Here is a 24,637-nt window from a genome sequence, read left to right as displayed (position 1 = left end):
TCTGTTCCCATTCTCAATTTCCACTATTTTTGACGAATGACAAAATGGCGCTGGCTGCTTGTTTGTTGTTGCTTCGTTGAATTTTGCTTTCTTGCTCTTTGCTTTTGATTTTGTCGCTTACTGCGCTGGCGATTTTCTCGCTTGGGTTGCTCTTCTTTATAGGAGTGAGCTTGTTTAGAACGACGTGGCTTGTTATCACTTTCTTTCTTGTGATGTGATTTTTTATCAAACGATGCGCGACGCGGCTGTAAATTTTCCAAGACAAAATAAGCACAACCATAATTGCAGTATTCTAACAAATAATCTTCTAAGCGACTGATTTTTTCCTCGCTTTCATTTGCCTTGTCATCTTTATAAAATCCACGCAAACGTAGCTGCTCGTTCCCCCAGTCACCAACAATATAATCAAATTTTGTTAAAATATCGGAAAAACGCTGATTAAAAGCCGTTATATCAAAACCTTCCTTGAAATTATCTACCAAGTCAAATTCAATTGTCTCAGTCAAAATTTTGGTTCCTATTTGCCGAAACTCCGGTCCAGGAAATTTATTGTAATTGTATAATTCAGGTGCAATTTCTTTTCGCATAGTCATCCTTTATCATCTTATTTCTTGTATTAAACTTATTTTACCATAAAAAGAAGTGTTTTTGATAGTTGAAATAGAGAAAGAAAAAAGGAGCAAAGTCAAACTTCTATCATTAACTTGCTCTTTTATTGAACTATTTTTATGACTTCTTTGTGTTCTTGAGGTAATCAATGGCATCTTGTAAAGTTTTCACGGGTACAATTTTCATATTGGTCTTAATTTTTTTAGCAGCTTCCAAAGCGGTCTCATAGTTAGTTTTCGCTTTAGGATTAGCTTTTTTAGCTTCCTTAGTAACTGGATTATTTGGTGCAAAGAAAATTTCTGCACCATTTTTTGCTGCTGAAACGACTTTTTTGTCAATCCCACCAATGTCGCCAACTTTTCCTTCGCGGTCAATTGAGCCTGTCCCAGCAATATTTCTACCGTCTCTCAATGTTGGATCTGCAATTTGCGTATAAATTGCCAAACTAAACATCAAGCCCGCACTTGGTCCACCAATACCGGCTGTTGAAAATTCAATTGGTGTGTTGCTTGTGACTTCTGTTCGGTCGATCAAGCTAATACCAATCCCGTTTTTCCCATTTTCAAGTTTGATGATTTTACCTGTAGCAGATTTCTTCTGACCGTCTTCTACATAGTTCACCTTGACTTTGCTGCCAATCTTTTGCGCTCCGACATAGTCTATCAATTCTTTTGAACTATTGAAAGTCTTGTCATTCACACCTGTCACGGTATCTGCAATATTTAAAATGCCTTTAAAAGTAGAATTCTTTGTGACTTGCAAGACGTAAACCCCTAGATATTTCAGAGTAATATCTTTGCCAGCTTTTTTCAACCCTTGGTATTTAGCTAGGTTTTGCGATGTTTCCATATAAAACTGATTGATCCGCATGTATTCTTTATCAGAAGTTCCGCCAGTCAAATCCTTCGCCGAATAAATATCTGTAAAAGGTGTCAACCAAGCATAAACCAAATGAGCAAAGGTCGCATGCTGAATCCCAACCGTTACAAAGTTGTAAGACCCTTTTTCCTTATCTTCTTTGTTGTCCACGCGCAATACCTGACGGACATCCGCTGCACCACCTGGCACCTCAATATAATAAGGCAAGGGAACTACAAAAGATAAGAAAAGCAAAATCAACCCTACTACTGCAATTATCGGCCATTTTTTAAATTTATTTCTTGGTTTTTCCATATTGTTTCTTTAACTCCTTTATGACACTTTCGGGCACATACTTTGAAATATCCTGCTCAAAGGAAATCAATTCACGAATTCTTGATGAGCTGAGATGCTGATAAGCTGGTTTGCTTATCAAAAAAATGGTTTCTATCTCAGGTGCTAATTCATGATTGAAAAAGTTGAGATTCCCCTCATAATCCAAATCCTGACTATTACGTAATCCCCGTACAAAAGTTGTCACTCCTAGCTTTCTAGCTACTTCCACTGCCAATTCATCATGAGAAGTAACAATTTTTACATTCTCCAAATGAACTAGAGCAGCTGCTATCATTTTTTCTTTCGCTTCAATACTAAAAAAACTCGTTTTCTCAAGATTATAAAAAATACCAACATAAAGGCAATCAAAGAGCTTACTAGCTCGCTTAATCAAGTCAATATGCCCCTTTGTAATCGGGTCAAAAGAGCCCGCAAATAATCCAATTTTATCTGACATAAACCGTCACCTTTGAAATTCCATATATTTTTTGCTTCCAGATACCTAGCCCTGCGATTTCTTCTGGTAAATCCACCGACTTATCTGTCTCACAAACAACCAGTACATCATCGCTCAGAAGCTCTCGTTCAATCATTTTTATAATATCTGAAACAATCTGTTCTTTTGCATAGGGTGGATCTAACAAAACCAAGTCAAACTGTCCTGTGACCAATTCAAGTGCTCGATTGGACTCCATTTTCAGAAGTTCAAATCGTTCTTTTTCCTTAGTCATGCTGATATTTTGGCTGATAATCGTTTGCGCCCTGCGGTCTTTTTCAACCAAAACAGCCGAAGCCATGCCTCGCGAAATAGCTTCAATCGCTAAACTGCCACTTCCAGCATACAAATCCAACACTCGTCCTCCATCAAAATAAGGACCAATCATATTAAAGATAGCTCCCTTAACCTTGTCTGTCGTCGGTCTGGTTGTTTTGCCTTCTAATGTTTTAAGAGGACGCCCCCCATATTTCCCTGCAACAACTCTCATAAAGAATATTATAACAAAATCTCGAAAGAATGTATCAGTTTTTCTTCTGTGATAACTGTAAGTCAATTGTTTTTTTGCTGTCCAACTTTTGGGATGCCGTTCAAACATGATGATTTTTCAATACAGTTTTTTGCAATTATCTTGAGCTGATTGCAGAGCAAATAAAAATCCCCTGATATAAATCAGAGGACTGATTGATTATCTTACTTCAAGCAAGCCAACGTCACCATCTTCACGACGATACAAAACATTGGTTGTGTTGTCTTCTACATCAGTATAGATGAAGAAGTCATGTCCCAATAAATCCATTTGAAGAAGAGCTTCTTCTAAGTCCATTGGTTTTAAGTCAATTTGTTTTGAACGAACGACTTTTGCAGGTGCAGCTTCCACTTCTTCAATGACAGCATCTGTAAATAACTGGCTAGTTGATTTTTTATTACGGTTTTTACGTTCAATTTTTGTTTTATTTTTACGAATTTGACGTTCAATCTTGTCTGTCACCAAATCAATAGAACCATACATATCTTGAGAAACATCTTCTGCACGAAGAGTGATAGAACCAAGTGGAATAGTTACTTCAACTTTGGCTGTTTTTTCACGATAGACTTTCAAGTTTACACGCGCATCCAATTCTTGATCAGCTTGGAAATATTTTTCGATTTTTTCAAGTTTAGAAACTACGTAATCACGAAGAGCTTCTGTTACTTCTAGGTTTTCACCACGGATACTATATTTAATCATATAAGTACCTTCTTTCTAAGCATTTGTTTTTCTTTATTTTATTATAACGCTTTCATTTTTTTTTTGCAAATTTTTTATCATCTGGCTAATGAAAATGTCACAATTTCTTTCACTCCCGCTTCCACTAAAATTTCCTTGGCCAATTGTAGGGTTGAGCCTGTTGTATAAATGTCATCTATCAAAAGAACTTTTGTCGGAACTTGAACATTGTCTTTTACTTTAAAACACTGCTGACTTTGCAATCGTTCCTCTCTCGTCTTGCTTGATTGAGCAATTGTATCATGCTTTTCTAAAACTTCCTTAAATGGCAACTTTGCGCCCTCAAGAAGAGCTGTTACTTGATTAAACCCTCTTGTCTGATACTTTTCGGCACTGACAGGAATGGGAACAAGCGTATAATCACGGTAAACTTTTAATTCCTTTTGCAAAACTTCAGCAAATACAGAATAAAGAGCATAATCTCCTTGAAATTTATATTGGCTGAAAAAGTCTTTCATGGCTTCGTTATATACAAAACAACTTTTATGACAAACTTCTTTTCCTTTTTCTATCCATACTTGACAATCCATGCAGACTTCACTTGCCCCGTCACGATAACACTTCGGGCAATGCTGCCCTGAAATGCGTTGAAATTTTTCAAAACAAGTATCACAGGCTCTTGCTTTTGGCTTCGTCAAAGTCAATAAATCACAAAATGTTAGTATTTCATCCAGTAGACTATTACATAAAACACATGAATTCATAAACCAGCCTCCTGATTCATCGCCTTAATTTCCTGAATAGCTCGTTCAATAGCAAAATTGGTCCCATCATGAAAAAAGATTAACTCGCCTGTCGGTCGATCCATACTGCGACCGACGCGTCCAGCGATTTGTACCAGAGCGCTGCGACTAAACAGACGGTGGTTGGCTTCTACCACGAAAACATCCACGCAAGGAAAAGTCACCCCACGCTCCAAAATCGTCGTCGTTACCAAAATCGTGATTTCTTTTTGACGAAATTTCTCTACAATTTCCAGTCGATTTTCAGTCGTCGAGGCTACAAAGCCAACTTTTTCATTAGGAAAAGTGCTTTGAAGAATCTCTGCAAATTCCTGCCCCTTTTTAATCTCAGAAGCAAAAATAAGAAGTGGAAAGCTTGCTTTTCTCTGCTTTTGAATAAACTGTCTTAACTTAGGAACTAGCTTCTTTTGACCAAGATATTTTTGAAAATCTGCCAACCAAATTTTTTGAGGAACAATCAAAGGATTCCCATGAAAACGTCTAGGTAGACTCAAACGAGTTAATTCTCCTTTAGCCACTTTTTTGTCCAACTCATCTGTGGAAGTTGCTGTTAAGAAAATCTTCGTTCCTTCTACTTTAACTGCCTGATGAACCGCATGATAAAGCATCGGATTGTCCACATAAGGAAAGGCATCTACTTCATCAACGATAAGAAGATCAAAGGCTTGATAAAATTTGAGAAGCTGATGCGTTGTAGCAATCACGAGAGGACTGCGGGAATATGCTTCTGATTCACCGTGCAGGAGTGAAATATCGCAAGTAAAATCTACTTTCAGTCTGCGATAAAGTTCTAAGCAGACATCAATTCTGGGGCTAGCCAAGCAGACGGATCCACCTTGATTGATGACTTGTGCCACCACCTGATAGATCATTTCCGTCTTTCCGGCTCCTGTGACTGCGTGAACCAAGCTATCTTTGCGTTTGGTAACCGCCTCTACAAGTCCTTGAGAAACCTTAGCTTGAAATTCTGTCAACTTTCCTTGCCATTTCAAAACATTCGCTTTGGGAAATTCTTCCTGTGGAAAATAGTATAGTTCTTCATCACTCCTAACCCTTCCTAAGATCAAGCAAGACCTACAATAATAAGCACCAATTGGTAGTTGCTGTTTTTCTTTGTCAATGGCTTGTCCACAGCGATTACAGCTTAACTTTCCTTTCTCTTCTACCATTCCAGCTAAGCTTTGTGCTTGCAATTGCAATTCTGGTGACAATTGACTTTTTGTAAAAATACGACCTAAGCAATCTTGTAATTCCGTCATATCTATTTATTCGGAAAAACTTTGGCAAAATAAAAGTTTTTTTGTAAAATGAAGATATGGAATTTAGAACAATCAAAGAGGACGGTCAAGTCCAAGAAGAAATCAAAAAATCGCGCTTTATCTGTCATATCAAGCGTGTGACAACAGAGGACGAAGTACGAAATTTTATTCAGGCTGTCAAAAAAGAACACTACAAAGCTACTCATAACTGCTCTGCCTTTATTTTAGGAGAGCGGAGCGAAATGAAGCGAAGTAGCGATGATGGAGAACCAAGTGGGACTGCTGGTGTACCTATGTTAGGCGTTTTAGAAAATCACCAACTAACCAATGTCTGTGCTGTCGTGACGCGCTATTTTGGGGGCATCAAGTTAGGAGCAGGTGGACTCATTCGGGCTTATGCTGGCAGCGTTGCCCTAGCTATCAAAGAAATCGGAAGTGTCCACATAAAAGAACAACTTGGACTAAGGCTTACTTTTTCCTACAGTCAATATCAAGAATTGCCAAATTTTCTTAAAGCCAAACAGTTGCAAGAACAAGATACAGCTTTTACAGATCAAGTACAAACGACTATTTTCGTTGACAAAGACGATAAGGACAGCGTTATAGAAAGTTTGATTGAACTGTTCAATGGAAAAATTGACATTGTTGAGCAGGGATTGCGGAAAGTTGAAGTTCCCATTTCTTTATCCTAAATATTAAAAAAAGCTATCACCTTGATAGTTTTTTTATATTTTACAAAGACTTCTTTTCGTTTTATACTGATGGTATCAACAGAATTGAGGTATTATTTTATGGCAAAAATTTATCGTAACATTACAGAACTCATCGGAAATACTCCTATCGTGAAATTAAACAGACTTGTTCCAGAAGGCGCTGCTGATGTCTATGTCAAGCTAGAAGCTTTCAATCCGGGGTCGTCTGTCAAAGACCGCATTGCTCTCAGCATGATTGAGACCGCTGAGCAAGAGGGCTTGATTCAGCCGGGTGCAACCATTGTCGAAGCAACCAGCGGAAATACTGGAATCGGTTTGTCTTGGGTCGGTGCTGCTAAAGGTTATAAGGTCGTTATTGTTATGCCAGAAACCATGAGTGTGGAGCGCCGCAAAATTATCCAAGCTTATGGTGCCGAATTGGTGCTCACTCCCGGAAGTGAGGGAATGAAAGGTGCGATTGCCAAAGCTGAAGAAATCGCCAAAGAACGTAACGGATGGCTACCACTACAGTTCAACAATCCAGCTAATCCTGAAGTACACGAAAGAACAACAGGAGCAGAAATTATCTCTGCTTTCGGTGAAAAAGGATTGGACGCCTTTGTCGGAGGAGTTGGCACAGGCGGTACCATTTCTGGTGTTTCTCACGCTCTCAAAAAAGTCAATCCAGATATACAAGTTTATGCAATTGAAGCAGATGAGTCCGCTATCCTGTCCGGTGAAAATCCTGGACCACACAAGATTCAAGGAATTTCAGCTGGTTTTATCCCAGAAACACTGGACACTCAAGCTTATGACGGTATTGTCCGTGTTACCTCTGATCAAGCACTTGACCTTGGACGCCGTGTCGGTGGACAAGAAGGCTTTCTTGTAGGGATTTCTTCTGCCGCAGCTATCTATGCTGCACTTGAAGTCGCCAAAAAACTAGGAACAGGTAAAAAAGTTCTGGCTCTTGCTCCAGATAACGGCGAGCGCTACCTCTCAACCGCTCTCTATAATTTTGAGGTTTAGAAATCAAGGCATATACACAATACGAACTTTAAATTTGGATTTGCTAACAGTTTAAAAAGAACAGTTCTATTATTGAGCTGTTCTTTTTTGATGGGTGGGGATGGATTGTATGTTGGAAAATATCGGTAACTTTCTTATTTCAGGTACTCCACCTAAAATACATACACTAAGTAAGAACCTTTCTGACCTCGGATGTTGATGTATCAATTTAAGTTCATTATACCAAAAACAAACCCAATCGTATAGCTGAGTTTGGAAAATTTATAAAAAGAAACTTAATGGGAGAGATTTTTATAATGGCGGTCTGTAACCTAATTTTTTAACTAGTTTATCGTATTCTTGGGAATTTAATTGAGTTAATTTCCCTATTTGATTACGATACCAATGTCTCGTATTAGTATCAGTAAATAATATTGATACCATAGGACATTCACCAGAACCACTCCCATAAGTATTTATTGAATCTATTTTTTCCCCTGGTACTAAACATGAATAATAATTGATAAGATTATCATCCCAGTTTTTAATATCTTTAAAATGAAGATATTTCTTATTACTTAACGCTAAAACTACTACATTATATATAGGTAAATGAGAATTGTTATTAATAATTAAATCATATCTAATAAAACAATTTTTAGGTTGGTCATCTGAATTTGATACACTTGTTAACCAAGCTGCAATTTTTGAGGCTTGTTCAGCTTCCTTTTCTTTTTCTATTGATTTTAATTGAAGTCGTGCAACCCCAATAGAAAATAAACCACCTATAAATGCTCCTATGATTGTTGTCATTAAATTTGAAAAATTAATCACTTGCTAAAACTCCTTTATAAACTTTTGGTATCAATTCTCAATGTAACTGATTTTACAATTTAGATATATTTTCTCTCAAATAAATTGTCAGTTTAATTATATCATAGTACATACCTTACAGCTAAATATATATTCCTCTTATAAATTTACACTACATACTAATAACAAAAAACACGGTTTTTATACCGTGTTTTCTTGTATCTATCTAGTCTGACTAGCTCAACTTTCTCATCTCTTCAATCCGTGCTACAGTCGCATCATACTTAGCTTGGTAGTCGGCTTGTTTGTCGCGTTCTTTTTGGACGACTTCTGGTTTGGCGTTAGCGACGAATTTTTCGTTGCTGAGTTTCTTGGCAACTATATCTAATTCTTTTTGCCATTTAGCAAGTTCTTTGTCAAGACGTGCCAATTCTTCTTCAACGTTAAGAAGGTCAGCAAGTGGCAAGAAGATTTCAGCACCTGTTATGATGCTGGACATAGCTAATTCTGGCGCCTCAATGTCAGAAGCAATTTCCAAATGCTCTGGATTGGTAAAACGCTTGATGTAGTTGACATTGGCATTGAAGAAACTTTCCAATTCTTTATCGCTGGTTTTCACCAGGATGGTGATTGGTTTGCTTGGAGCAACATTCACTTCGCTACGTGCGTTACGAACAGCACGAATCAGGTCTTTCAGGCTTTCAACACCTTTATGCGCAGCTTCATTTTCAAAGGCTGAATTAACAGTTGGGTAGGCTGCTGTTACAATTGAATCTTCAGAAATTTGTTCAAAGATTTCTTCCGTCACAAATGGCATGATTGGGTGAAGCAAACGAAGAACCTTATCAAGCGTGTAAAGAAGAACTGAACGAGTGATACCTTTTTCATCCTCGTTATCGCTGTATAGGACTTCCTTGGTCAACTCAACATACCAGTCCGCAAACTCATCCCAGATGAAGTTGTAAAGGATGTGACCTGCCACACCGAATTCAAATTTATCAAAGTTTTCAGTAACTTTAGCAATCGTTTCATTGAGATTGTGAAGAATCCAATGGTCAGTTACGTTACCAGCCGTACCAGCAACAACTTTTTCAACATTTTCGCTCGCTTGGTCAAGCGTAAGGTCTTCATTGTTCATCAAAATGTAACGAGAGATATTCCAGATTTTGTTAATGAAGTTCCAGCTGGCGTCCATCTTTTCGTAAGAGAAACGAACGTCTTGACCTGGGGCAGAACCGTTTGACAAGAACCAACGAAGCGCATCAGCACCATATTTTTCAATAACATCCATTGGATCAATACCGTTACCAAGTGATTTAGACATTTTACGTCCTTGTTCGTCACGGATAAGACCGTGGATAAGCACGTTTTCAAATGGACGGCGTCCTGTGAATTCCAATGATTGGAAAATCATACGTGACACCCAGAAGAAGATGATATCATAACCAGTTACCAATGTAGATGTTGGGAAGTAACGTTTGAAGCCTTCTGCTTCTATGTCAGGCCAACCCATTGTGGAGAATGGCCATAATGCTGAACTAAACCAAGTGTCAAGCACATCTTCGTCTTGAGTCCAGCCGTCACCTTCTGGAGCTTCTTCACCAACGTATATGTCGCCTTCAGCATTGTACCATGCTGGGATTTGATGCCCCCACCAGAGCTGACGAGAGATAACCCAGTCGTGAACATTTTCCATCCATTGAAGGAAAGTATCGTTGAAACGTGGTGGGTAGAATTTCACTTCGTCATCTGTGTCTTGATTGGCAATAGCATTTTTAGCTAATTGATCCATTCTAACGAACCATTGTGTTGACAAACGTGGTTCAACCATAACACCCGTACGTTCTGAATGACCAACAGAGTGTGTCATTTTTTCAATATTAACAAGCGCACCAATTTCTTCCAATTTTTTAACAACGGCTTTGCGAGCTTCAAAGCGATCCATGCCAGCAAATTCACCAGCAAGGTCGTTCATCGTACCGTCATCATTCATGACATTAACTTGAGGAAGATTATGACGCTGACCAACAAGGAAGTCATTAGGGTCGTGAGCTGGAGTGATTTTAACCACACCAGTACCAAATTCTGGGTCAGCGTGTTCATCACCAACGATTGGGATAGCTTTGTTAACGATTGGAAGGATAACATTTTGACCAATCAAGTCTTTGTAGCGAGGATCTTCTGGATTGACAGCGACAGCCGTATCTCCAAACATAGTTTCAGGACGAGTTGTTGCCACCTCAAGAGCGCGTGATCCATCTTCCAACATGTAATTCATGTGGTAGAAAGCACCTTCGACATCTTTGTGGATAACTTCGATATCAGAAAGAGCTGTACGAGCTTTTGGATCCCAGTTGATGATAAATTCACCACGGTAAATCCAACCTTTTTTATAAAGTTCAACAAAGACTTTACGAACCGCTTTTGACAATCCTTCATCAAGGGTGAAACGTTCACGAGAGTAATCGACAGAAAGCCCCATTTTACCCCATTGCTCCTTGATAGTGGTAGCATACTCGTCTTTCCATTCCCAGACTTTATCTAAGAATTTTTCACGACCGAGGTCATAGCGTGAGATACCATCTTCAGCAAGGCGTGCCTCAACTTTTGCCTGTGTTGCAATCCCCGCATGGTCCATACCAGGAAGCCATAAAGTATCAAAACCTTGCATACGTTTTTGACGGATAATAATATCTTGCAAAGTAGTATCCCAAGCGTGACCAAGGTGCAATTTCCCCGTCACATTTGGTGGTGGAATAACGATAGAATACGGATGAGCTTTCTTATCGCCAGAAGGCTTGAAAACATCCTCATCTAACCATTTTTGATAACGCCCAGCCTCAACTTCGGCTGGATTGTATTTTGGTGAAAGTTCTTTTGACATGATGTGTCCTTTCTAAATAATCTAATTAAAATATCTATTTGAAGTCTCTATATATGTTCTTCGTATTAAATATATCATTACTTTACTGAGTACATAAGCAATAGCCATTGAACATAGCAACATAATAAATGAAACAAAAATACCTAATGTAAAATTTGAAGATGTCCCCCGATCTAATACAGAAATAAGAAAGAGTTTTAAAGAATTGATTTGTTCCATTTGATTTTTTTTTAATATTTGCTTTGTAAATATAGAAGACACTATATTAAACACAAGTAATGTATTAAAACTCATCATTTGAAGCCAATAAATATGTTTCTTCATAACAGGTGTAGGAGTTTTTAAATATCCTCTGGGGATTATGCTATTCACTTCCCCAATAAAAATTGGCAATAATATCGGTAAAAACCATGTTAAAATTCCAATTAAGTCACTTTCAATTTGATCTAAAAGAACTAAAAAGATTGATACCAAACCAATTAATACCCAATTCAATATCACCTCTTTTTTGTCATCTCCTCCTCTGTCAATACCTTCATATACATACATCCAAAAGTAAATATTTAATGACATATATATTAAAAAGACTAATATTGTACTAAATTGTAATGTATCTAGTTGAAAAAATAAGGTAGCATACAAACATATAGATATAAACGAAGCAAAATATGATTTTAGATACAAATTCCAAAATACTTTTCCAAATTGTTTACGAATTCCGTTTTGTTTTTTATAGAACCAAACAGATAGACATCCTCTAAAAGCAGGTATCAGTACGAACAATACTATTAAAGTTAAAATTATAATAATCAACTCAAGATCATCCTGAGGTATAGACAATTTGTTTAAAAAGCTATTTATAACATCTGTTTTACACTTTATAATAAATTTTAAAAGAAAATAAAAGCCAATAAAAAACGCATCAAATGAATTAAGAACTACAAATGCATCTCTACTTTTTTGAACATATTTTTTAAAACTTATAAATATATGTTCAAATACTATAGCATAAATTATGGGTAACAATGGCTGTAACAAAATAATTAATCTATATTTCAAAAGTAATAGCACTCCAGCTGATGCTCCTAAAATAATCCAATAGATAATTTGAAGTTTATTATCTATTTGCATCCTTCTTAATCTAAATCCATATAAACCCAGTAGTATTCCTAAAATAATCTCAACAATATATATAGGAGCAACTGGTAAAATACTATTTGGAAGTAAAGTTATCGGAAAAAGCAAAATAGCTAATAGTAACAAAGAAACTACAGATATAACAGGTAGTAACGCCAACAGATACAAAAATAATCTTTTCATTTTTCCTCCCACTCATTCCCCAGCAATCCATATCGCAATAAATCACAGCGTTTACCTTGTGCATCTTTGCGATCACGGACGCGAGATTCGAGGGTGAAGCCAAGTTTTTCAGCAATACGCTGGCTTGCTTTGTTGTATCCATAGCATTCAATTTCGATTTTGTAAAGATTGAGTAGGGTGAATCCAACTTCCAACAGCGCACGCGCAGCTTCTGTCACGATCCCTTGCCCCCAATAATCTGGGTGAAGCAAATAGCCCATTTCAAGAACATCATCAGCATGGCGATTATTAAAATCAATCGAGCCAATGACTTTATTTGTCCCTTTTAAGCAGATACCATAACCAGACGGTATTTTTTGCTCAATCCAGCGTTTGGGCATAATGTTTTCGAGATAATTTTCCTCTTCTTCCACGCTTTCCGCAGGTGGAAAACCAGCTGGCCAAGTCACTTCTGGTAAACTGGCGTAGTCAAAGATATCCTCAGCATCAGCTACTGTGCGGACTCGTAGGACGAGCCGTTCGGTTTCTAATCGTTCTGGTAATTGTACTTGCTCCATCTTCCTCCCTCGCTTTCCATAAAAAATCGCCCCTGCCATATCCATGACAGGGACGAATGTGTTTATCCGCGGTACCACCCAATTTCGGGCAGACGCCCGCAACTCTGGTCTTCTTGTTCATCTTTTATCACGTTGTTAGCTCGCTTAGGCGTACGCCAGTACAGCCCGTAACTCACTGCCTAGTCCTAAAAGTAAACAAAAAGACACCATTATTTCAATTTTAGCCTTAGCAACCAGTTTTGACATTTGTGCGGATTTCTCAGCAACACCGCTTTCTGTGACAAATGGGATTCAAAACACCTCTAATGCATTTAGTTTAACATGTTTTCTAGAGAAAATCAATAATTTCTCTGTCCAAAAAGTCCGTCTGGTAGGTCATGAAATCCCTTGCCCTCTTGATAATTGGCAAATTTCCCCAATAGAAACTGATAGGCATCTAGGCGGCTCTCATAACGAATCGCAGCTTCTTTAGCGCGTTCATCTTTATCTTCCTCATAAACTTTCTGACTTTCTTCAAGAGCCATTTCGTTGATAGTCACCTGAGTTTTGACCCAAGCTTCAAAATCCTTTAAAAATTCCTGTTCGTACGTCATCATATTCCTTCTAATCTACTCCTCGGTAGAAATCTTCTTCAATATCACGGAAAGGTTGAATATCTTGGACATATTCCAGCACCCCTTGAAACTCTCCTGCTTTATCTCGTACTGCTGCATACGTCACATGGACAAATTTGCCTCGCGACTCAGATTTGAACCACATAACAAACTTGTCTCGCTTGCCTTCGCGCAATTCCTTAAAAATAAAGCGAACTTTCTCCAAAAACTTAGGCGGGTGGCACAGCTCGACATTGCGCCCCACTTGACTCGGCGTCCGTTTAAAAATCATCTCATCAGCTGGCACACTGTCATTGTAGTACTGGAAAATATCCTCCTTATTGACAAAGGTAATCTCCATCGGCAGATGATTCAAGATTAGATTTGCCTCTTCCACTGACAAATAGCCATGTCCAAAAGACTGTTGGGTCTGTCGATCAAAATTGTTTTCTGCCTTTTTCTTTTTTGGCTTAAAAGAAATGGTGACCTGCCCATCAAGTGTCTCAATGACCTGCTGAATAGTACCGTCTGACACAAGCTCCTCACTAGCTGCCGCTTCGCTTTCAGTCTTCTCAGCAGCCTCTTTTTCTGCCTCCGTGAATGATTGACGAGCTGGCATCCATTTCTCAGCCGGCTTGATAATCGCATAGCCGTAAGCATCACTTTCTTCTGCAATTTTCAGCCAATCGTCCTGTGTGAAGGATTCCAGCAAAATCATAAGCAAGATGGATTCTTCCTTGAAAATCATCGCTTCAAACTCAGCCGCAAAATTTTCAAATGTTGCTCTAGCTTGCTCAATACCTAGGTTAGACAAATCTTCAGCAGCAGTCTTCGCTTCGCAAAAAAGCTCTCGAATCTGGTCGTCCACACCCCACATGACTTTGGGCGGTGAGTCATGACCGTATTTCTCCATAATCGGAAACATCAGCTCTTCCTTGCGCTGATAATGAATGTCAAATTGACCGACCAAGTCCAGCTGGCGCATCAGTCCCTTTTCCAACTCTGTCTTCATTTCTGCATCATCTGTTTGAGCATAGGTATCAAGGAGGCGCCGAATCCGCAACAGAGCAGCTCTAAGAGCTAGATTTTCCTGCTTAAAAATTTGAACTGGATGCCCTGGATGATCTGTATCTGCAACTTCTACATTTTTCACTGCTCCCTTAAAAAGATTCGCATGAACATTGCAAAGCGACATAACATCCTCAAAGGTTACACCCGTATCCGAGTTCATCAGTTCGTGCTCCATAAGACTGATCTCAATAGCCGAAACGCCTGTAAAATACTTGTTAAACTGCTCTTGAACCTCTTCTGGATTTGCACCATGATGCAAATCCAGCAAAATAGATTTCAAAATTTCAATTCGTTCATCTGCCATTAGTCTAGCCCCACCACTTCATAGCCATTTGCTTCCAATGTCATAACAATTTTATCCATAGGGGTTCCCTCTAACTTAGAACCTTGCTTTAACGACACCTTGCGACCAACCGTATTGCGCATGATTGGATTGGCAAGCGGTTTAAAACCAAGCTCCACCAAAATTTCTAGCACTTCCGGATGTTTATCCACTACTTCTGCTACAGGAATGGAGACATCAATGATATTGTCCATTTCTCACCTCATGAACATTTTTCTATTATTATAACACAAAATACAGTTGCTTTCTAAGCAAAATCAACACATTCCTTATCTTTGCCTCATTCCATTTTTCTGAATTAAGTATCTATAACTATTTTTAATATAGTATAAGTAATTATTATAATAAAATGATTCTGTATTTTTCACAAATAAAATAATTGATAGCCCCTCTTTTTAAAGCAAAATATTTCACAAACAAAAGAAAATTTATTAAATCACGGATTTGAAAACGTTTTTATAATCGTGATATAATAATTTCAAAAACAGGATGAAGGAGATAGTATGTCTATTACAACTTTATTAAACATCAAATATCCAATTTTTCAAGGTGCTATGGCGCAAATTTCTCACTATCAGTTGGCTGCTGCTGTTTCAGAAGCGGGTGGCTTGGGGATTATTGCTTCAGGTGGTATGACTGGCGACCAATTGCGCGAAGAAATTCGTGAATTGCGTAAACTCACAGACAAACCATTCGCTGTTAATGTGATGCTGATGCTGAAAAACATCGAAGAGCTTGTGAATGTTATCATCGAAGAAAAAGTTCCTGTTGTGACAACTGGTGCTGGCACCCCTAAATTTATTCTGCCTGCTCTCAAAGAAGCAGGTATCAAGGTTATTCCGGTCATTGCCAGCGTGAAACATGCTAAAAAAATGCAGGAATTAGGTGTTGACGCTGTTATCGCTGAAGGAGCTGAAGCGGGTGGTCATATCGGTAGCACCAATACCATGGCTTTGCTGCCACAAATCGCTGATGCGGTTGATATTCCCGTAATTGGTGCAGGAGGTATTGCAGACGGTCGTGGACTTGCCGCTGCTTTCGTTTTAGGTGCACAAGGAGCTCAACTCGGTACTGTGTTTCTCGCATCCAAAGAATGTCCAATCGCTGAAAGTTATAAAGAAGCCGTTCTCAAGGCAAATGATACAGATACAGCTGTCACAGGCAGGAGGGCGGGTGCCCCCGTTCGTTGTATCCGAAACGAAATGACAGACCATTATATAGAGCTTGAAAATAAAGGTACCAGCCGTGAGGAATTGGAAGAGATTACTATCGGAGCTCTCTCAAAAGCTGTATATGACGGAGATGCCAAAAACGGCTCCATGATGTGCGGTCAAATTGCTGGTATGATAAAAGAAATCCGACCATGCAAAGAAATCATTGAAACAATCGTCTCAGATGCACAAAAAGTATTGGAAAATACAGAGATTTCCTTGTAAAATAGAAAAAACTTGTAGAAAATAATCTCTACAAGTTTTTCTATTGCTGAAGCAGTTAAAATATTTGCGTTTCATTTTAGTTGCTCAACTTCTGTCGCCTATTTATCATCTGCTTCAAACTAGACTCACTCATGAACAAGTCATTCTATCCCATTTACCAAACGCTATAAAATATCAATAGTATTGCTACAGGATACCTTCTTTGCAATTTTTACATCCTGATCCTTTGAACTTTCGTTGTTAGGAGGTACCTTGTACATTATTCTAACATACAGTAAAAGTGTTTCATATCATTTTCCGTCATTTTCAGTACGTTCCTGTCCCCACCAGTAAGGCATGAGTTCTCCCAAAGTAATCGTTTCTCGTTTTTCAAAATCCAACATAAACTCTAAATGACGATTCTCAAGATTCAACTCCATTAAAAATTCTCTACATGCCCCACAAGGCATACCAGAACCTCCACCATAAGACGGTTTATCACGAAAAGCCAATACTCGTTTCATTTTTGTCTGCCCAGAATACTGATACATATTAAAAGCTGCTGCCCTTTCAGCACAGAGATGAAAGACACTACATTTATTATACCAACTTCGTTGATTTTATCTGCAACCTCCAACAGTCCTCAAGTTGTTGGAGCAAAGCAAAAGCCGATATAAATCTTTCCGTCCTCTGCTTCAATAGCTGCTACAACATGATTAGCGTACACAAAGGGCGATACCTCATGCAGATCATAGAACTCCTTGGCTTCTTCATGCATTTTTCCCAAATATCCATTCTAACCCTCTTTCCTTATCAACTTCACTACAGCCTCGGTCCTAGCTGTGTGTGGAAACATATCCACAGATTGAATATAATGAACATCGTAAACCTTGCTCAATTGCACCAAATCTCTAGCTAGAGTAGAGACATTACAGGAGACATAAACCATTTTCTTCGGTGCATAGCGAACAATCGTTTCAAGCAGTTTTTCATCCAAACCAGTCCGTGGCGGATCCACAATCAAGGCATCTGCTCGATAGCCTTCCTTATACCAGCGAGGAATAATACTTTCAGCAGTCCCAGCCTCATAATAAGCATTGTCAAACCCCATTTTCTTGGCATTTCGCTTAGCATCCTCAATAGCTTCTGGTATAATATCCATGCCACGAAGAGACTTTACTTTTTTAGCAAAAGCAAAGCCAATCGTTCCCACGCCACAATAAGCATCAATCAGACAATCCTCTGAATCGACATCCAGAGCCTTAACTGCTTCACTGTAAAGCACCTCTGTTTGCTCTGGATTGAGCTGGTAAAAAGCCCTAGGCGATAAGGAAAACTCGTAATCCAAAACACCTTCCTGAATGGTCTCTTTCCCCCAGATAATCTCCGTCCTGTCTCCATAGATTTCGCTTGATTTTGTCGTATGGTAATTGACCGCTACTGTTTCCAACTCTAGAAATTCTGCTGTCAAATCGCGAATGACCGGAGAAAAGTCCAACTTCTTTCCCGTGACAAAAATCATCTGCGCCTGACCTGTTTTCCGAGCTCGGCGAATCATAACTGTCCGAACGCCGGCATTTTTTCGCTCATCATAAATAGGAAGATTGTACTTTCCCAAAAGGAGAGCCACTTTATTGATGATTTTCTGCGTTACCTTATCCTGAACCAAACAGTTTTTCAAAGAAATCAGACAATGGGAATTCTGCGCATAAAGCCCTGCTTTGACTTCATCTCCTAATTTCCGTGTCTGAAATTGAAGCTTAGCCCGATAGTAAAGTGGTTCTTGCATGCCAATCGTTGGACGAATCTCGTAGTTTTCATAACCAGCTGGCGCAAATTTTTTCAAAGCCTGTCGCAGCAAATCAGCCTTAAATTCTAACTGTTTGTCATAATGCAAGTGCATAATCTGGCAGCCCCCGCATTTTTCATAAATCTCACAAGGAGACTCTACTCGATACTTGGAGCGTTTGTTAATCGTCAACAGTTTTGCTTCGACAAAATTACGCTTAACCGTCGTGATTTGACAAAAAATATCCTCACCTTTTAAAGCACCTGGCACAAAGACCAATGTCTTTTTATAAAATCCAATCCCTTCCCCGTTGATTCCCATTTTTTTGATTTTCAAGGGGATTTTTTGTTTTACTTTCAGATTCATAAGCCTATCTTACCATATTTTGAGGTATAATAGAATCATGAAAATTACAAAAATTGAAAAGAAAAAGCGGCTTTATCTCTTAGAGCTGGACGAAACGGAAAAACTGTATGTCACCGAAGATACCATTGTTCATTTTATGTTGTCAAAAGGTATGAACATTACTGAGCAAGAGCTGAAAGAAATCCAAGAATATGCTCAATTTTCTTATGGAAAAAATCTGGCACTGTATCATCTTTCTTTCAAGCAGCGTACTGTAAAGGAAGTCAATGATTATTTGCGCAAGCACGACATGGAAGAGGAAACGATTGTTCACGTTATTGACAACTTAAAAAAAGACAACTGGCTAGATGATGCCAAATATACTCATTCATTTATCCATTCCAATCTTCTCTCAGGAGACAAAGGTGCATATGCGCTCAAGCAAAAGTTAATGAAAAAAGGAATTGCTGTTTCTATAATTGATGATGAGTTGCATCAACACGATTTTACAAACCTAGCAGAAACAGTTGCTCAAAAATTACTCAAAAAATATCAAGGGAAGCTCCCAGAAAAAGCGCTTCACGATAAAATCTTACAACAGCTCATCAATAAAGGCTTTTCCTATGAAGAAGCAAAAATAGCTTATCAAAGCCTTACCATAGAAAACGATGACGAAAAACAACAAGAATTGCTTTACAAAGAATTAGACAAACAATACCGCAAGTATTCCAAAAAATACGACGGCTATGATTTAAAGCAACGCCTTACTCAAGCACTCGCACGCAAAGGCTTTGATTTTTCTGATATTGCGAGCGCTCTCAAAGAATATCTATAAAAAATGTAAGGTTTATTTATGTTTTTTCATGAAAATATGTTACAATAAAAGCGATAACCTGATAAATTGTAGAAAGTTGGTAGATTATGAAGCTTCCAAAAGAAGGCGACTTTATTACAATTCAAAGTTATAAGCATAATGGAAGTCTGCACCGCACTTGGCGCGACACCATGGTACTAAAAACAACTGAAAACGCCATTATTGGTGTCAACGACCATACCTTGGTCACAGAAAGTGACGGGCGGCGTTGGGTGACACGTGAGCCAGCTATTGTCTATTTCCATAAAAAATATTGGTTTAACATTATCGCTATGATCCGCGAAAATGGGATTTCCTACTATTGCAATCTAGCCAGCCCCTATTATCTTGATGCAGAAGCATTAAAATACATAGATTATGATTTAGACGTCAAAGTCTTCACCAATGGTGAAAAGCGATTGCTGGATGTAGATGAATACGAGCGCCACAAACGGCAGATGAGCTACTCCAATGATTTAGATTACATTCTCAAAGAAAATGTAAAAATCTTAGTAGACTGGATTAATAATGAGCGTGGACCTTTTTCACAGGCCTATGTCAATATTTGGTACAAACGTTATGTAGAGCTAAAGAATCGCTAAAGTTGTCAAGGGACCTCTGGTCCTTTTTGATTTTCAAAGAACAATTTCTTGCAATTCAAGCTTATTTTATGTATCATATAGAAAATACTTTGATGAATGAGCACAGAAAGGAAGAAACAATGGCTTTTACAAATACACGTGGACGTTATGCCAGCTTTGGCGTTGTAACAAGTTTGCCAGATGACATTATTGATTCTTTCTGGTACATCATTGATAATTTTTTAAAAGGTGTGTTTGAATTAGATGAACTTCTTCGATTCGAACTCATCAACCATCAAGGAAAATTAACATTTCGATTTTCCGAGGCAAGTCTGTCAACTACTGTCTCTTTTGATTTTAATGACGCTTTCGATCCATTTTTTCCACGAGAAATCTTTGTGACTGACAATAATGGCAAAGAAACCATCATGCTGCCAGATGAATATGCTTTAATGTGATAGTGGTTTGAACAAAGAATACAGAATTGATATCCACCTGAAAATGTATGAGAATAAATAACCCCCTCAATAAGATACAATGCTCTCTTATTGAGGGGGTCTTTTATATGAAAATATCACAATTCTTGTCATTTGGTTTCTTCTTTTGATTGATTCAGAAAATCCATTGCTTCCTTGGTCCAAGTCGGCAAATTTTTAGCGAGCGGTGCAAAACCAATCTTGTAACGGTCATTTGAAAAGCGATGGCGTTTAGGTAAATGATGCTTCTCTTCTTCCAGAGTTCTCATTGACAAACTAGCCTTGCCTGAAAATTCATCATAGTCCATCACTTGCACCAAGACCTGATCGTCAACATGCAGAATTTCATGGATATTTTCGATATAGCCTGTCCGAATTTCTGAGATATGAATCAATCCCATGGCACCCGTTTCTAGTTCCACAAAAGCACCATAAGGCTGAATACCAGTAATTCGGCCTTTTAGTTTTTCACCAATTTTCATCTCAATCCTCAATTTCAATGGTTTCAATCACGACATCCTCAAGCGGTTTATCCATTGCACCAGTTTCAACTGCCGCAATCTTATCTAACACTTGATAAGAAGCCTCGTCTAGCAATTGACCAAACACAGTATGCCGGCGATCCAAATGCGGCGTTCCACCATTGCTTGCATAGATCTCAGCAATTGGTGTCGGCCAACCACCACGTTCCAATTCCTTTTGTGCATAAGGAATCTTGCTATTTTGCACGATGAAAAATTGACTGCCATTTGTGTTCGGACCAGCATTGGCCATCGAAAGTGCACCACGGATATTGTACAGTTCCGGAGAAAATTCATCCTCAAACTTTTCTCCATAAATAGATTCGCCACCCATACCCGTACCAGTTGGATCACCACCTTGAATCATGAAATCCTTGATAATCCGGTGGAAAATCACGCCATCATAGTAGCCATCTTTTGATAAAGCGATAAAATTAGCCACTGTCTTCGGTGCCTGTTCTGGAAATAATTGAAATTTCAAATCACCGTGGTTGGTTTTAATAGTCGCTTTCGGTCCTTCTGCTGTTTCCATCGTTACTTGTGGAAAATGTAATTCTTTTTCTATCATTCCTAATTCCTCCAAAGCATAAAAAATACCATCTTCTTCTACTTTTTTTGTCACAAAGTCAGCCTTTGCTTTGATCTTTTCATGGGAAATGCCCATAGCAATACTGATACCTGCATAATCAAACAATTCTAAATCATTGAGTTCATCTCCAAAAACCATCACATTCTCAGGCTTCAACCCTAGATGCTCCACAACTGTCGCAACTCCAGATGCTTTTGAACCATTTGTTAGAACTACATCTGATGAATGCGGATGCCAGCGAACCAATCGTAGATGTTCTTCTAACTCTTTAGGCAATTGCAAGCTATCTCCAACATCTTCAAATGTCCACATTTGATAAATGTTGTGATCTTGATAAAAATCCGGCTGAATAGGTAAATTAGGATAAACAATATCAATGGCTTCATCAATAAGCGGTGTTCGCGTCGAAAGCGCTGCCTCATGACTACCAACGAGACCAAAGTCAATCCCAACTTCCTTCGTCCAAGCGATATAAGTTTTTACTAAATTTCGATCAATCGGGGTTTGCGCAATAACCTTTCCTGCTTTATCTTCAATATAGGACCCATTTAAGGTGACAAAGAAATCCGGCTGCAATGCTTTCAGCTCTGGCACTACACCAAAAATCCCTCTCCCTGAAGCAATTCCTGTCAAAATTCCTTTTTCTTTTAGCTGTTTAAACACCGTTTTGGTAGAGTCCGGAATGTAGCCAGTATCTTTCACCCGCAACGTATCATCAATATCGAAAAAGACGATTTTGATTTTCTTGGCTTTATACTTTAATTTTGCGTCCATAATCTCCCTCTAGCAATTATTCTGTTTTCTATTATACCACTAAATGTCATCTTGTGGGACAAGGTGATGTTGGAAAGCATAAACAACAGCTTGTGTACGGTCACTCACCTCTAGCTTTGATAAGATATTGGACACATGTGTTTTCACTGTCTTTAAAGAAATAAACAACTCATCTGCTATGCGTTGATTTTCATAACCTTTTGCCAGTAGTCCTAAAATATCTCGCTCACGCGCGGTCAAATCTTCGTGCAATTCAATATGATTTCGATGATATTCTACTTTTTGGCTGACCTCTGTTTCAATAGCAAGTTCACCCTTGGCTACTTTTCGGACCGCTCGTAAAATATCATCAGCACTAGAAGTTTTTAGCATATATCCTTTAGCACCCGCATCTAAAACTGGATAAATTTTTTCATTATCCAAATAAGAAGTCAAAATGAGAATTTTAGCTTCAGGCCATTCTTTTAAAATGGCAAGCGTCGCTTCAATCCCATTCATTTCAGGCATGACAATGTCCATCATAATCACATCTGGGTGCAACTCCAAAGCTTTTTCAACTCCTTCGCGACCATTTGAAGCTTCTGCCACTACATCCACATCGTCTTGTAAATCCAAATAACCTTTCAAGCCAAGTCTTACCATTTCATGGTCATCTACTAATAAAATCTGCATCCTAAGCTCCTTTCAATAATGGCACACGAATGTCAATTGCCACTCCCTGCTTCGGAGCGGTTAAAATCTGCATTGTTCCTGCCATGTCATTTACTCTTTCTTCCATATTTTTCAAACCATAGCTCAATTCATCAGATGAGGTATGCTCAAAGCCAATCCCATCATCTGTCATTTTCAACAGCAATTCATTCCGAGTTTGATACAAATAAACATCTAAATGATTCGCATTGGCGTGACGGAGCGTATTACTGATAATTTCCTGAGCAATTCTAAAAATATGCTCCTCAATCTGTTTCGGTAATTTTTGAACATCATGGTGAAAACTCACCTCAATATCGCTTTTATCTGATAGCTCTTTCAAGATGAGGTTCAGCCCTTCAACTAAGCTCTTCCCCTCCAACTCTGTCGGTCTCAAATGTAGAAGCAAGATACGCAAATCCCTTTGGGCAGTATTTAAAATTCCTGATACGCCTGTCAATTGTTTTGATAAGCTATCCGTATCTAAGTTCTCCACTTGACCTGTCACACCTGATAAAATCATATTGGCAGCAAAAAGCTCTTGACTGACCGTATCATGTAAGTCACGCGCAATTCGCTTGCGCTCTTTCTCAATAATCGTCTCCTCATTTTGCAGGGCACGGTTCTCTGACTTTTGCAGATTTTCTGTCAAATGAGTCAATTTCTCTGAAACCTGCCGAAAAGAGGCATCAATTTCAGGCTGATGAATTTCTTGCAATTCTCGACCTTCTAAAACATTTTTCAAGTTTGTCTGAATGGCCGACAAAGTGACCATTTGAATCACTTTAACACCTAAAATCATCAGCATCGTCAGAGATAAAGTCAGCACAATTACAAAGAAACTGAACTTTTCCAACCGCTCTACATTACTAAAAATCAGTTGCCAGTCAAAATTAAATAGACTAAAAATATAATGAATAATAATTCCTAAAATGAGTAGGGAATAAAAGCTAATCAAAAGATAGTAGACTTTTTTCATTTGCGAACCACCTCAACATTCCCTACAAACGTTGACAGGACAATTTTGACGCTTTTATGTGCTCGCTTGAAGTCCGGTGTCGTTAGGCTGATACTTTCATTTCGCAATTCATAGACAGGTTGATCTAAAAACTGCAATTCACCATATAGATTATTCACTTTCAGGCTGACTGCCACATCAACTGGCACAATGATTTTTGTATTTCCGAAAAATTTACGAAAAATAATCACATTGTCATGGTTTGTGATAATGACTTGTTCCAAATGAATCGTATCTTTCCCCATGAGACGGAAAAGATTGATGTCATCAAATCGGCAGGTATCCGATGAACCAAAATGATGAAGATTTCCCAACCATTGATTTTTTTCACGTTTTTGTTCTACTGCATCATCAAAGATGAGAGTTGTCACTCCATTTTCTTTATAAATATAAGGATAAGCTACAATCATGCCATAAATGACCGCAAAGAGCAAGGCAGCAATGACATAAGGATTGAGCATAATAATGAAAAAAAGCAGTATGGTAGAGGTTACTAGCAGAAAATTTCCTCTTTGTTTTCCAAAATAATAATAGAGCAATAGCAAGAAGAGCACCAAAAAAAGAATAACACGCGAAAAATGGCCAGACAAAATGGTCACTAATGCAAATGTCAGTAGAATAGATTCAACAAAGATAAAAAATTGGATCTTTCTCATAGCCTCGATACCTTTCTTACTCTATTGTATCAAAAACTTACAAAAATTCCTCCAGCTAAGGTATGAAAAGAAGGTAGT

Annotated in this window: 26 protein-coding genes and 1 pseudogene; 6 read left to right on the top strand and 21 right to left on the bottom strand. The window is 38.4% G+C overall.

Annotated elements, in window-relative coordinates:
• Positions 1 to 23 precede the first annotated feature (23 nt).
• The 7 genes from HMPREF2984_RS07480 to HMPREF2984_RS07450 form a co-directional block, all read right to left on the bottom strand.
• On the bottom strand, positions 24 to 587 hold the full coding sequence (locus tag HMPREF2984_RS07480) for a YutD family protein (RefSeq protein ID WP_003043206.1): 564 nt from the start codon (positions 585 to 587) through the stop codon (positions 24 to 26).
• Positions 588 to 726: 139 nt separating this feature from the next.
• Positions 727 to 1,782: a SepM family pheromone-processing serine protease gene (locus HMPREF2984_RS07475; RefSeq protein WP_070670941.1), complete on the bottom strand. Its 1,056-nt coding sequence runs from the start codon at positions 1,780 to 1,782 to the stop codon at positions 727 to 729.
• Complete coding sequence (gene coaD, locus HMPREF2984_RS07470) at positions 1,763 to 2,260, bottom strand: pantetheine-phosphate adenylyltransferase (protein WP_021001374.1); 498 nt, start codon at positions 2,258 to 2,260, stop codon at positions 1,763 to 1,765. The genes HMPREF2984_RS07475 and coaD overlap by 20 nt, the downstream gene beginning before the upstream one ends.
• The gene (gene rsmD / locus HMPREF2984_RS07465; protein ID WP_180363945.1) at positions 2,250 to 2,798 is read right to left on the bottom strand and encodes a 16S rRNA (guanine(966)-N(2))-methyltransferase RsmD; all 549 of its coding nucleotides are present in this window, start codon (positions 2,796 to 2,798) and stop codon (positions 2,250 to 2,252) included. The genes coaD and rsmD overlap by 11 nt, the downstream gene beginning before the upstream one ends.
• 189 nt (positions 2,799 to 2,987) lie before the next feature.
• Positions 2,988 to 3,530: a ribosome hibernation-promoting factor, HPF/YfiA family gene (gene raiA, locus HMPREF2984_RS07460; RefSeq protein ID WP_003032381.1), complete on the bottom strand. Its 543-nt coding sequence runs from the start codon at positions 3,528 to 3,530 to the stop codon at positions 2,988 to 2,990.
• Between the two features lie 77 nt (positions 3,531 to 3,607).
• Positions 3,608 to 4,273 carry a ComF family protein gene (locus tag HMPREF2984_RS07455; protein WP_070670939.1) on the bottom strand — a complete coding sequence of 222 codons (666 nt, stop codon included), beginning with the start codon at positions 4,271 to 4,273 and terminating at the stop codon, positions 3,608 to 3,610.
• Positions 4,270 to 5,571 carry an ATP-dependent helicase ComFA gene (locus tag HMPREF2984_RS07450; protein ID WP_070670937.1) on the bottom strand — a complete coding sequence of 434 codons (1,302 nt, stop codon included), beginning with the start codon at positions 5,569 to 5,571 and terminating at the stop codon, positions 4,270 to 4,272. The genes HMPREF2984_RS07455 and HMPREF2984_RS07450 overlap by 4 nt, the downstream gene beginning before the upstream one ends.
• A gap of 56 nt (positions 5,572 to 5,627) precedes the next feature.
• Here HMPREF2984_RS07450 and HMPREF2984_RS07445 point away from each other — a divergent pair, with 56 nt between their 5' ends.
• A complete protein-coding gene (locus HMPREF2984_RS07445) occupies positions 5,628 to 6,263 on the top strand; it encodes a YigZ family protein (RefSeq protein WP_070670935.1) in 636 nt (211 codons plus the stop codon).
• A 99-nt stretch (positions 6,264 to 6,362) separates the two neighbouring features.
• Positions 6,363 to 7,292, top strand: a complete 930-nt coding sequence (gene cysK / locus HMPREF2984_RS07440) for a cysteine synthase A (RefSeq protein ID WP_070670933.1) — start codon at positions 6,363 to 6,365, stop codon at positions 7,290 to 7,292.
• 291 nt (positions 7,293 to 7,583) lie between these two features.
• Here cysK and HMPREF2984_RS07435 read toward each other — a convergent pair whose 3' ends face one another.
• The 7 genes from HMPREF2984_RS07435 to HMPREF2984_RS07405 form a co-directional block, all read right to left on the bottom strand.
• The gene (locus HMPREF2984_RS07435; RefSeq protein ID WP_070670931.1) at positions 7,584 to 8,105 is read right to left on the bottom strand and encodes a hypothetical protein; all 522 of its coding nucleotides are present in this window, start codon (positions 8,103 to 8,105) and stop codon (positions 7,584 to 7,586) included.
• A 214-nt stretch (positions 8,106 to 8,319) separates the two neighbouring features.
• Positions 8,320 to 10,968: a valine--tRNA ligase gene (locus HMPREF2984_RS07430; protein ID WP_070670929.1), complete on the bottom strand. Its 2,649-nt coding sequence runs from the start codon at positions 10,966 to 10,968 to the stop codon at positions 8,320 to 8,322.
• 21 nt (positions 10,969 to 10,989) lie between these two features.
• Entirely contained in the window at positions 10,990 to 12,288 is a 1,299-nt protein-coding gene (locus HMPREF2984_RS07425) for an ABC transporter permease (RefSeq protein ID WP_070670927.1), read from the bottom strand.
• Positions 12,285 to 12,845 carry a GNAT family N-acetyltransferase gene (locus tag HMPREF2984_RS07420; protein WP_180363944.1) on the bottom strand — a complete coding sequence of 187 codons (561 nt, stop codon included), beginning with the start codon at positions 12,843 to 12,845 and terminating at the stop codon, positions 12,285 to 12,287. Before HMPREF2984_RS07420 ends, HMPREF2984_RS07425 begins: the two co-directional genes overlap by 4 nt.
• A 338-nt stretch (positions 12,846 to 13,183) precedes the next feature.
• Positions 13,184 to 13,438, bottom strand: coding sequence for a DUF1912 family protein (locus HMPREF2984_RS07415; RefSeq protein WP_022525301.1), 255 nt, complete (start codon positions 13,436 to 13,438; stop codon positions 13,184 to 13,186).
• A 10-nt stretch (positions 13,439 to 13,448) separates the two neighbouring features.
• Complete coding sequence (locus HMPREF2984_RS07410) at positions 13,449 to 14,813, bottom strand: DUF438 domain-containing protein (protein WP_070670925.1); 1,365 nt, start codon at positions 14,811 to 14,813, stop codon at positions 13,449 to 13,451.
• Positions 14,813 to 15,046, bottom strand: a complete 234-nt coding sequence (locus HMPREF2984_RS07405) for a DUF1858 domain-containing protein (RefSeq protein ID WP_003025778.1) — start codon at positions 15,044 to 15,046, stop codon at positions 14,813 to 14,815. Before HMPREF2984_RS07405 ends, HMPREF2984_RS07410 begins: the two co-directional genes overlap by 1 nt.
• A 309-nt stretch (positions 15,047 to 15,355) precedes the next feature.
• Between HMPREF2984_RS07405 and HMPREF2984_RS07400 the strand changes: the two genes are divergently transcribed.
• Positions 15,356 to 16,288 (top strand): nitronate monooxygenase, encoded by a 933-nt coding sequence (locus tag HMPREF2984_RS07400; protein ID WP_070670923.1) that lies wholly within the window; start codon positions 15,356 to 15,358, stop codon positions 16,286 to 16,288.
• 290 nt (positions 16,289 to 16,578) lie between these two features.
• On the opposite strand, the pseudogene HMPREF2984_RS09495 reads toward HMPREF2984_RS07400, so the two are convergent.
• A pseudogene (locus HMPREF2984_RS09495) lies at positions 16,579 to 17,062 on the bottom strand (cytidine deaminase).
• Position 17,063: 1 nt separating this feature from the next.
• On the bottom strand, positions 17,064 to 18,422 hold the full coding sequence (rlmD, locus tag HMPREF2984_RS07395) for a 23S rRNA (uracil(1939)-C(5))-methyltransferase RlmD (protein WP_070670921.1): 1,359 nt from the start codon (positions 18,420 to 18,422) through the stop codon (positions 17,064 to 17,066).
• Between the two features lie 37 nt (positions 18,423 to 18,459).
• Between rlmD and recX the strand changes: the two genes are divergently transcribed.
• The 3 genes from recX (at position 18,460) to HMPREF2984_RS07380 (ending at position 20,293) form a co-directional block, all read left to right on the top strand.
• Complete coding sequence (recX, locus tag HMPREF2984_RS07390; RefSeq protein WP_070670919.1) at positions 18,460 to 19,236, top strand: recombination regulator RecX; 777 nt, start codon at positions 18,460 to 18,462, stop codon at positions 19,234 to 19,236.
• 86 nt (positions 19,237 to 19,322) lie between these two features.
• A complete protein-coding gene (locus HMPREF2984_RS07385; RefSeq protein ID WP_003028401.1) occupies positions 19,323 to 19,856 on the top strand; it encodes a nucleoside tri-diphosphate phosphatase in 534 nt (177 codons plus the stop codon).
• A gap of 119 nt (positions 19,857 to 19,975) precedes the next feature.
• Positions 19,976 to 20,293 (top strand): DUF960 domain-containing protein, encoded by a 318-nt coding sequence (locus HMPREF2984_RS07380; RefSeq protein ID WP_003043378.1) that lies wholly within the window; start codon positions 19,976 to 19,978, stop codon positions 20,291 to 20,293.
• 128 nt (positions 20,294 to 20,421) lie between these two features.
• Here the strand turns inward: HMPREF2984_RS07380 and HMPREF2984_RS07375 are convergent, their stop codons facing one another.
• From HMPREF2984_RS07375 to liaF, 5 genes are read right to left on the bottom strand one after another with little or no spacing between them, the layout of a single operon-like run.
• Positions 20,422 to 20,793, bottom strand: a complete 372-nt coding sequence (locus tag HMPREF2984_RS07375; protein ID WP_003028404.1) for a S1 RNA-binding domain-containing protein — start codon at positions 20,791 to 20,793, stop codon at positions 20,422 to 20,424.
• Between the two features lies 1 nt (position 20,794).
• Entirely contained in the window at positions 20,795 to 22,195 is a 1,401-nt protein-coding gene (locus tag HMPREF2984_RS07370; RefSeq protein WP_070670917.1) for a bifunctional Cof-type HAD-IIB family hydrolase/peptidylprolyl isomerase, read from the bottom strand.
• Positions 22,196 to 22,234: 39 nt separating this feature from the next.
• Positions 22,235 to 22,867, bottom strand: a complete 633-nt coding sequence (locus HMPREF2984_RS07365) for a response regulator transcription factor (protein ID WP_003028406.1) — start codon at positions 22,865 to 22,867, stop codon at positions 22,235 to 22,237.
• A gap of 1 nt (position 22,868) precedes the next feature.
• A complete protein-coding gene (locus HMPREF2984_RS07360; RefSeq protein WP_070670915.1) occupies positions 22,869 to 23,864 on the bottom strand; it encodes an envelope stress sensor histidine kinase LiaS in 996 nt (331 codons plus the stop codon).
• Positions 23,861 to 24,559, bottom strand: coding sequence for a cell wall-active antibiotics response protein LiaF (gene liaF / locus HMPREF2984_RS07355; RefSeq protein WP_003028409.1), 699 nt, complete (start codon positions 24,557 to 24,559; stop codon positions 23,861 to 23,863). Before liaF ends, HMPREF2984_RS07360 begins: the two co-directional genes overlap by 4 nt.
• Positions 24,560 to 24,637: the final 78 nt, after the last annotated feature.

Source organism: Streptococcus sp. HMSC066E07 (assembly GCF_001814695.1).
Classification (GTDB): domain Bacteria; phylum Bacillota; class Bacilli; order Lactobacillales; family Streptococcaceae; genus Streptococcus; species Streptococcus hominis.
Note: the sequence above shows the minus strand (reverse complement) of the source record. Positions and strands in the feature narration are given on the sequence as shown.

What these genes read in the sequence shown, in the direction of transcription:
- HMPREF2984_RS07480 (WP_003043206.1), bottom strand. Translation starts at nt 587, where the DNA reads ATGCGAAAAGAAATTGCACCTGAATTATACAATTACAATAAATTTCCT.
- HMPREF2984_RS07475 (WP_070670941.1), bottom strand. Translation starts at nt 1,782, where the DNA reads ATGGAAAAACCAAGAAATAAATTTAAAAAATGGCCGATAATTGCAGTA.
- coaD (WP_021001374.1), bottom strand. Translation starts at nt 2,260, where the DNA reads ATGTCAGATAAAATTGGATTATTTGCGGGCTCTTTTGACCCGATTACA.
- raiA (WP_003032381.1), bottom strand. Translation starts at nt 3,530, where the DNA reads ATGATTAAATATAGTATCCGTGGTGAAAACCTAGAAGTAACAGAAGCT.
- HMPREF2984_RS07455 (WP_070670939.1), bottom strand. Translation starts at nt 4,273, where the DNA reads ATGAATTCATGTGTTTTATGTAATAGTCTACTGGATGAAATACTAACA.
- HMPREF2984_RS07450 (WP_070670937.1), bottom strand. Translation starts at nt 5,571, where the DNA reads ATGACGGAATTACAAGATTGCTTAGGTCGTATTTTTACAAAAAGTCAA.
- HMPREF2984_RS07445 (WP_070670935.1), top strand. Translation starts at nt 5,628, where the DNA reads ATGGAATTTAGAACAATCAAAGAGGACGGTCAAGTCCAAGAAGAAATC.
- cysK (WP_070670933.1), top strand. Translation starts at nt 6,363, where the DNA reads ATGGCAAAAATTTATCGTAACATTACAGAACTCATCGGAAATACTCCT.
- HMPREF2984_RS07430 (WP_070670929.1), bottom strand. Translation starts at nt 10,968, where the DNA reads ATGTCAAAAGAACTTTCACCAAAATACAATCCAGCCGAAGTTGAGGCT.
- HMPREF2984_RS07425 (WP_070670927.1), bottom strand. Translation starts at nt 12,288, where the DNA reads ATGAAAAGATTATTTTTGTATCTGTTGGCGTTACTACCTGTTATATCT.
- HMPREF2984_RS07420 (WP_180363944.1), bottom strand. Translation starts at nt 12,845, where the DNA reads ATGGAGCAAGTACAATTACCAGAACGATTAGAAACCGAACGGCTCGTC.
- HMPREF2984_RS07415 (WP_022525301.1), bottom strand. Translation starts at nt 13,438, where the DNA reads ATGACGTACGAACAGGAATTTTTAAAGGATTTTGAAGCTTGGGTCAAA.
- HMPREF2984_RS07410 (WP_070670925.1), bottom strand. Translation starts at nt 14,813, where the DNA reads ATGGCAGATGAACGAATTGAAATTTTGAAATCTATTTTGCTGGATTTG.
- HMPREF2984_RS07405 (WP_003025778.1), bottom strand. Translation starts at nt 15,046, where the DNA reads ATGGACAATATCATTGATGTCTCCATTCCTGTAGCAGAAGTAGTGGAT.
- HMPREF2984_RS07400 (WP_070670923.1), top strand. Translation starts at nt 15,356, where the DNA reads ATGTCTATTACAACTTTATTAAACATCAAATATCCAATTTTTCAAGGT.
- rlmD (WP_070670921.1), bottom strand. Translation starts at nt 18,422, where the DNA reads ATGAATCTGAAAGTAAAACAAAAAATCCCCTTGAAAATCAAAAAAATG.
- recX (WP_070670919.1), top strand. Translation starts at nt 18,460, where the DNA reads ATGAAAATTACAAAAATTGAAAAGAAAAAGCGGCTTTATCTCTTAGAG.
- HMPREF2984_RS07385 (WP_003028401.1), top strand. Translation starts at nt 19,323, where the DNA reads ATGAAGCTTCCAAAAGAAGGCGACTTTATTACAATTCAAAGTTATAAG.
- HMPREF2984_RS07380 (WP_003043378.1), top strand. Translation starts at nt 19,976, where the DNA reads ATGGCTTTTACAAATACACGTGGACGTTATGCCAGCTTTGGCGTTGTA.
- HMPREF2984_RS07375 (WP_003028404.1), bottom strand. Translation starts at nt 20,793, where the DNA reads ATGAAAATTGGTGAAAAACTAAAAGGCCGAATTACTGGTATTCAGCCT.
- HMPREF2984_RS07370 (WP_070670917.1), bottom strand. Translation starts at nt 22,195, where the DNA reads ATGGACGCAAAATTAAAGTATAAAGCCAAGAAAATCAAAATCGTCTTT.
- HMPREF2984_RS07365 (WP_003028406.1), bottom strand. Translation starts at nt 22,867, where the DNA reads ATGCAGATTTTATTAGTAGATGACCATGAAATGGTAAGACTTGGCTTG.
- HMPREF2984_RS07360 (WP_070670915.1), bottom strand. Translation starts at nt 23,864, where the DNA reads ATGAAAAAAGTCTACTATCTTTTGATTAGCTTTTATTCCCTACTCATT.
- liaF (WP_003028409.1), bottom strand. Translation starts at nt 24,559, where the DNA reads ATGAGAAAGATCCAATTTTTTATCTTTGTTGAATCTATTCTACTGACA.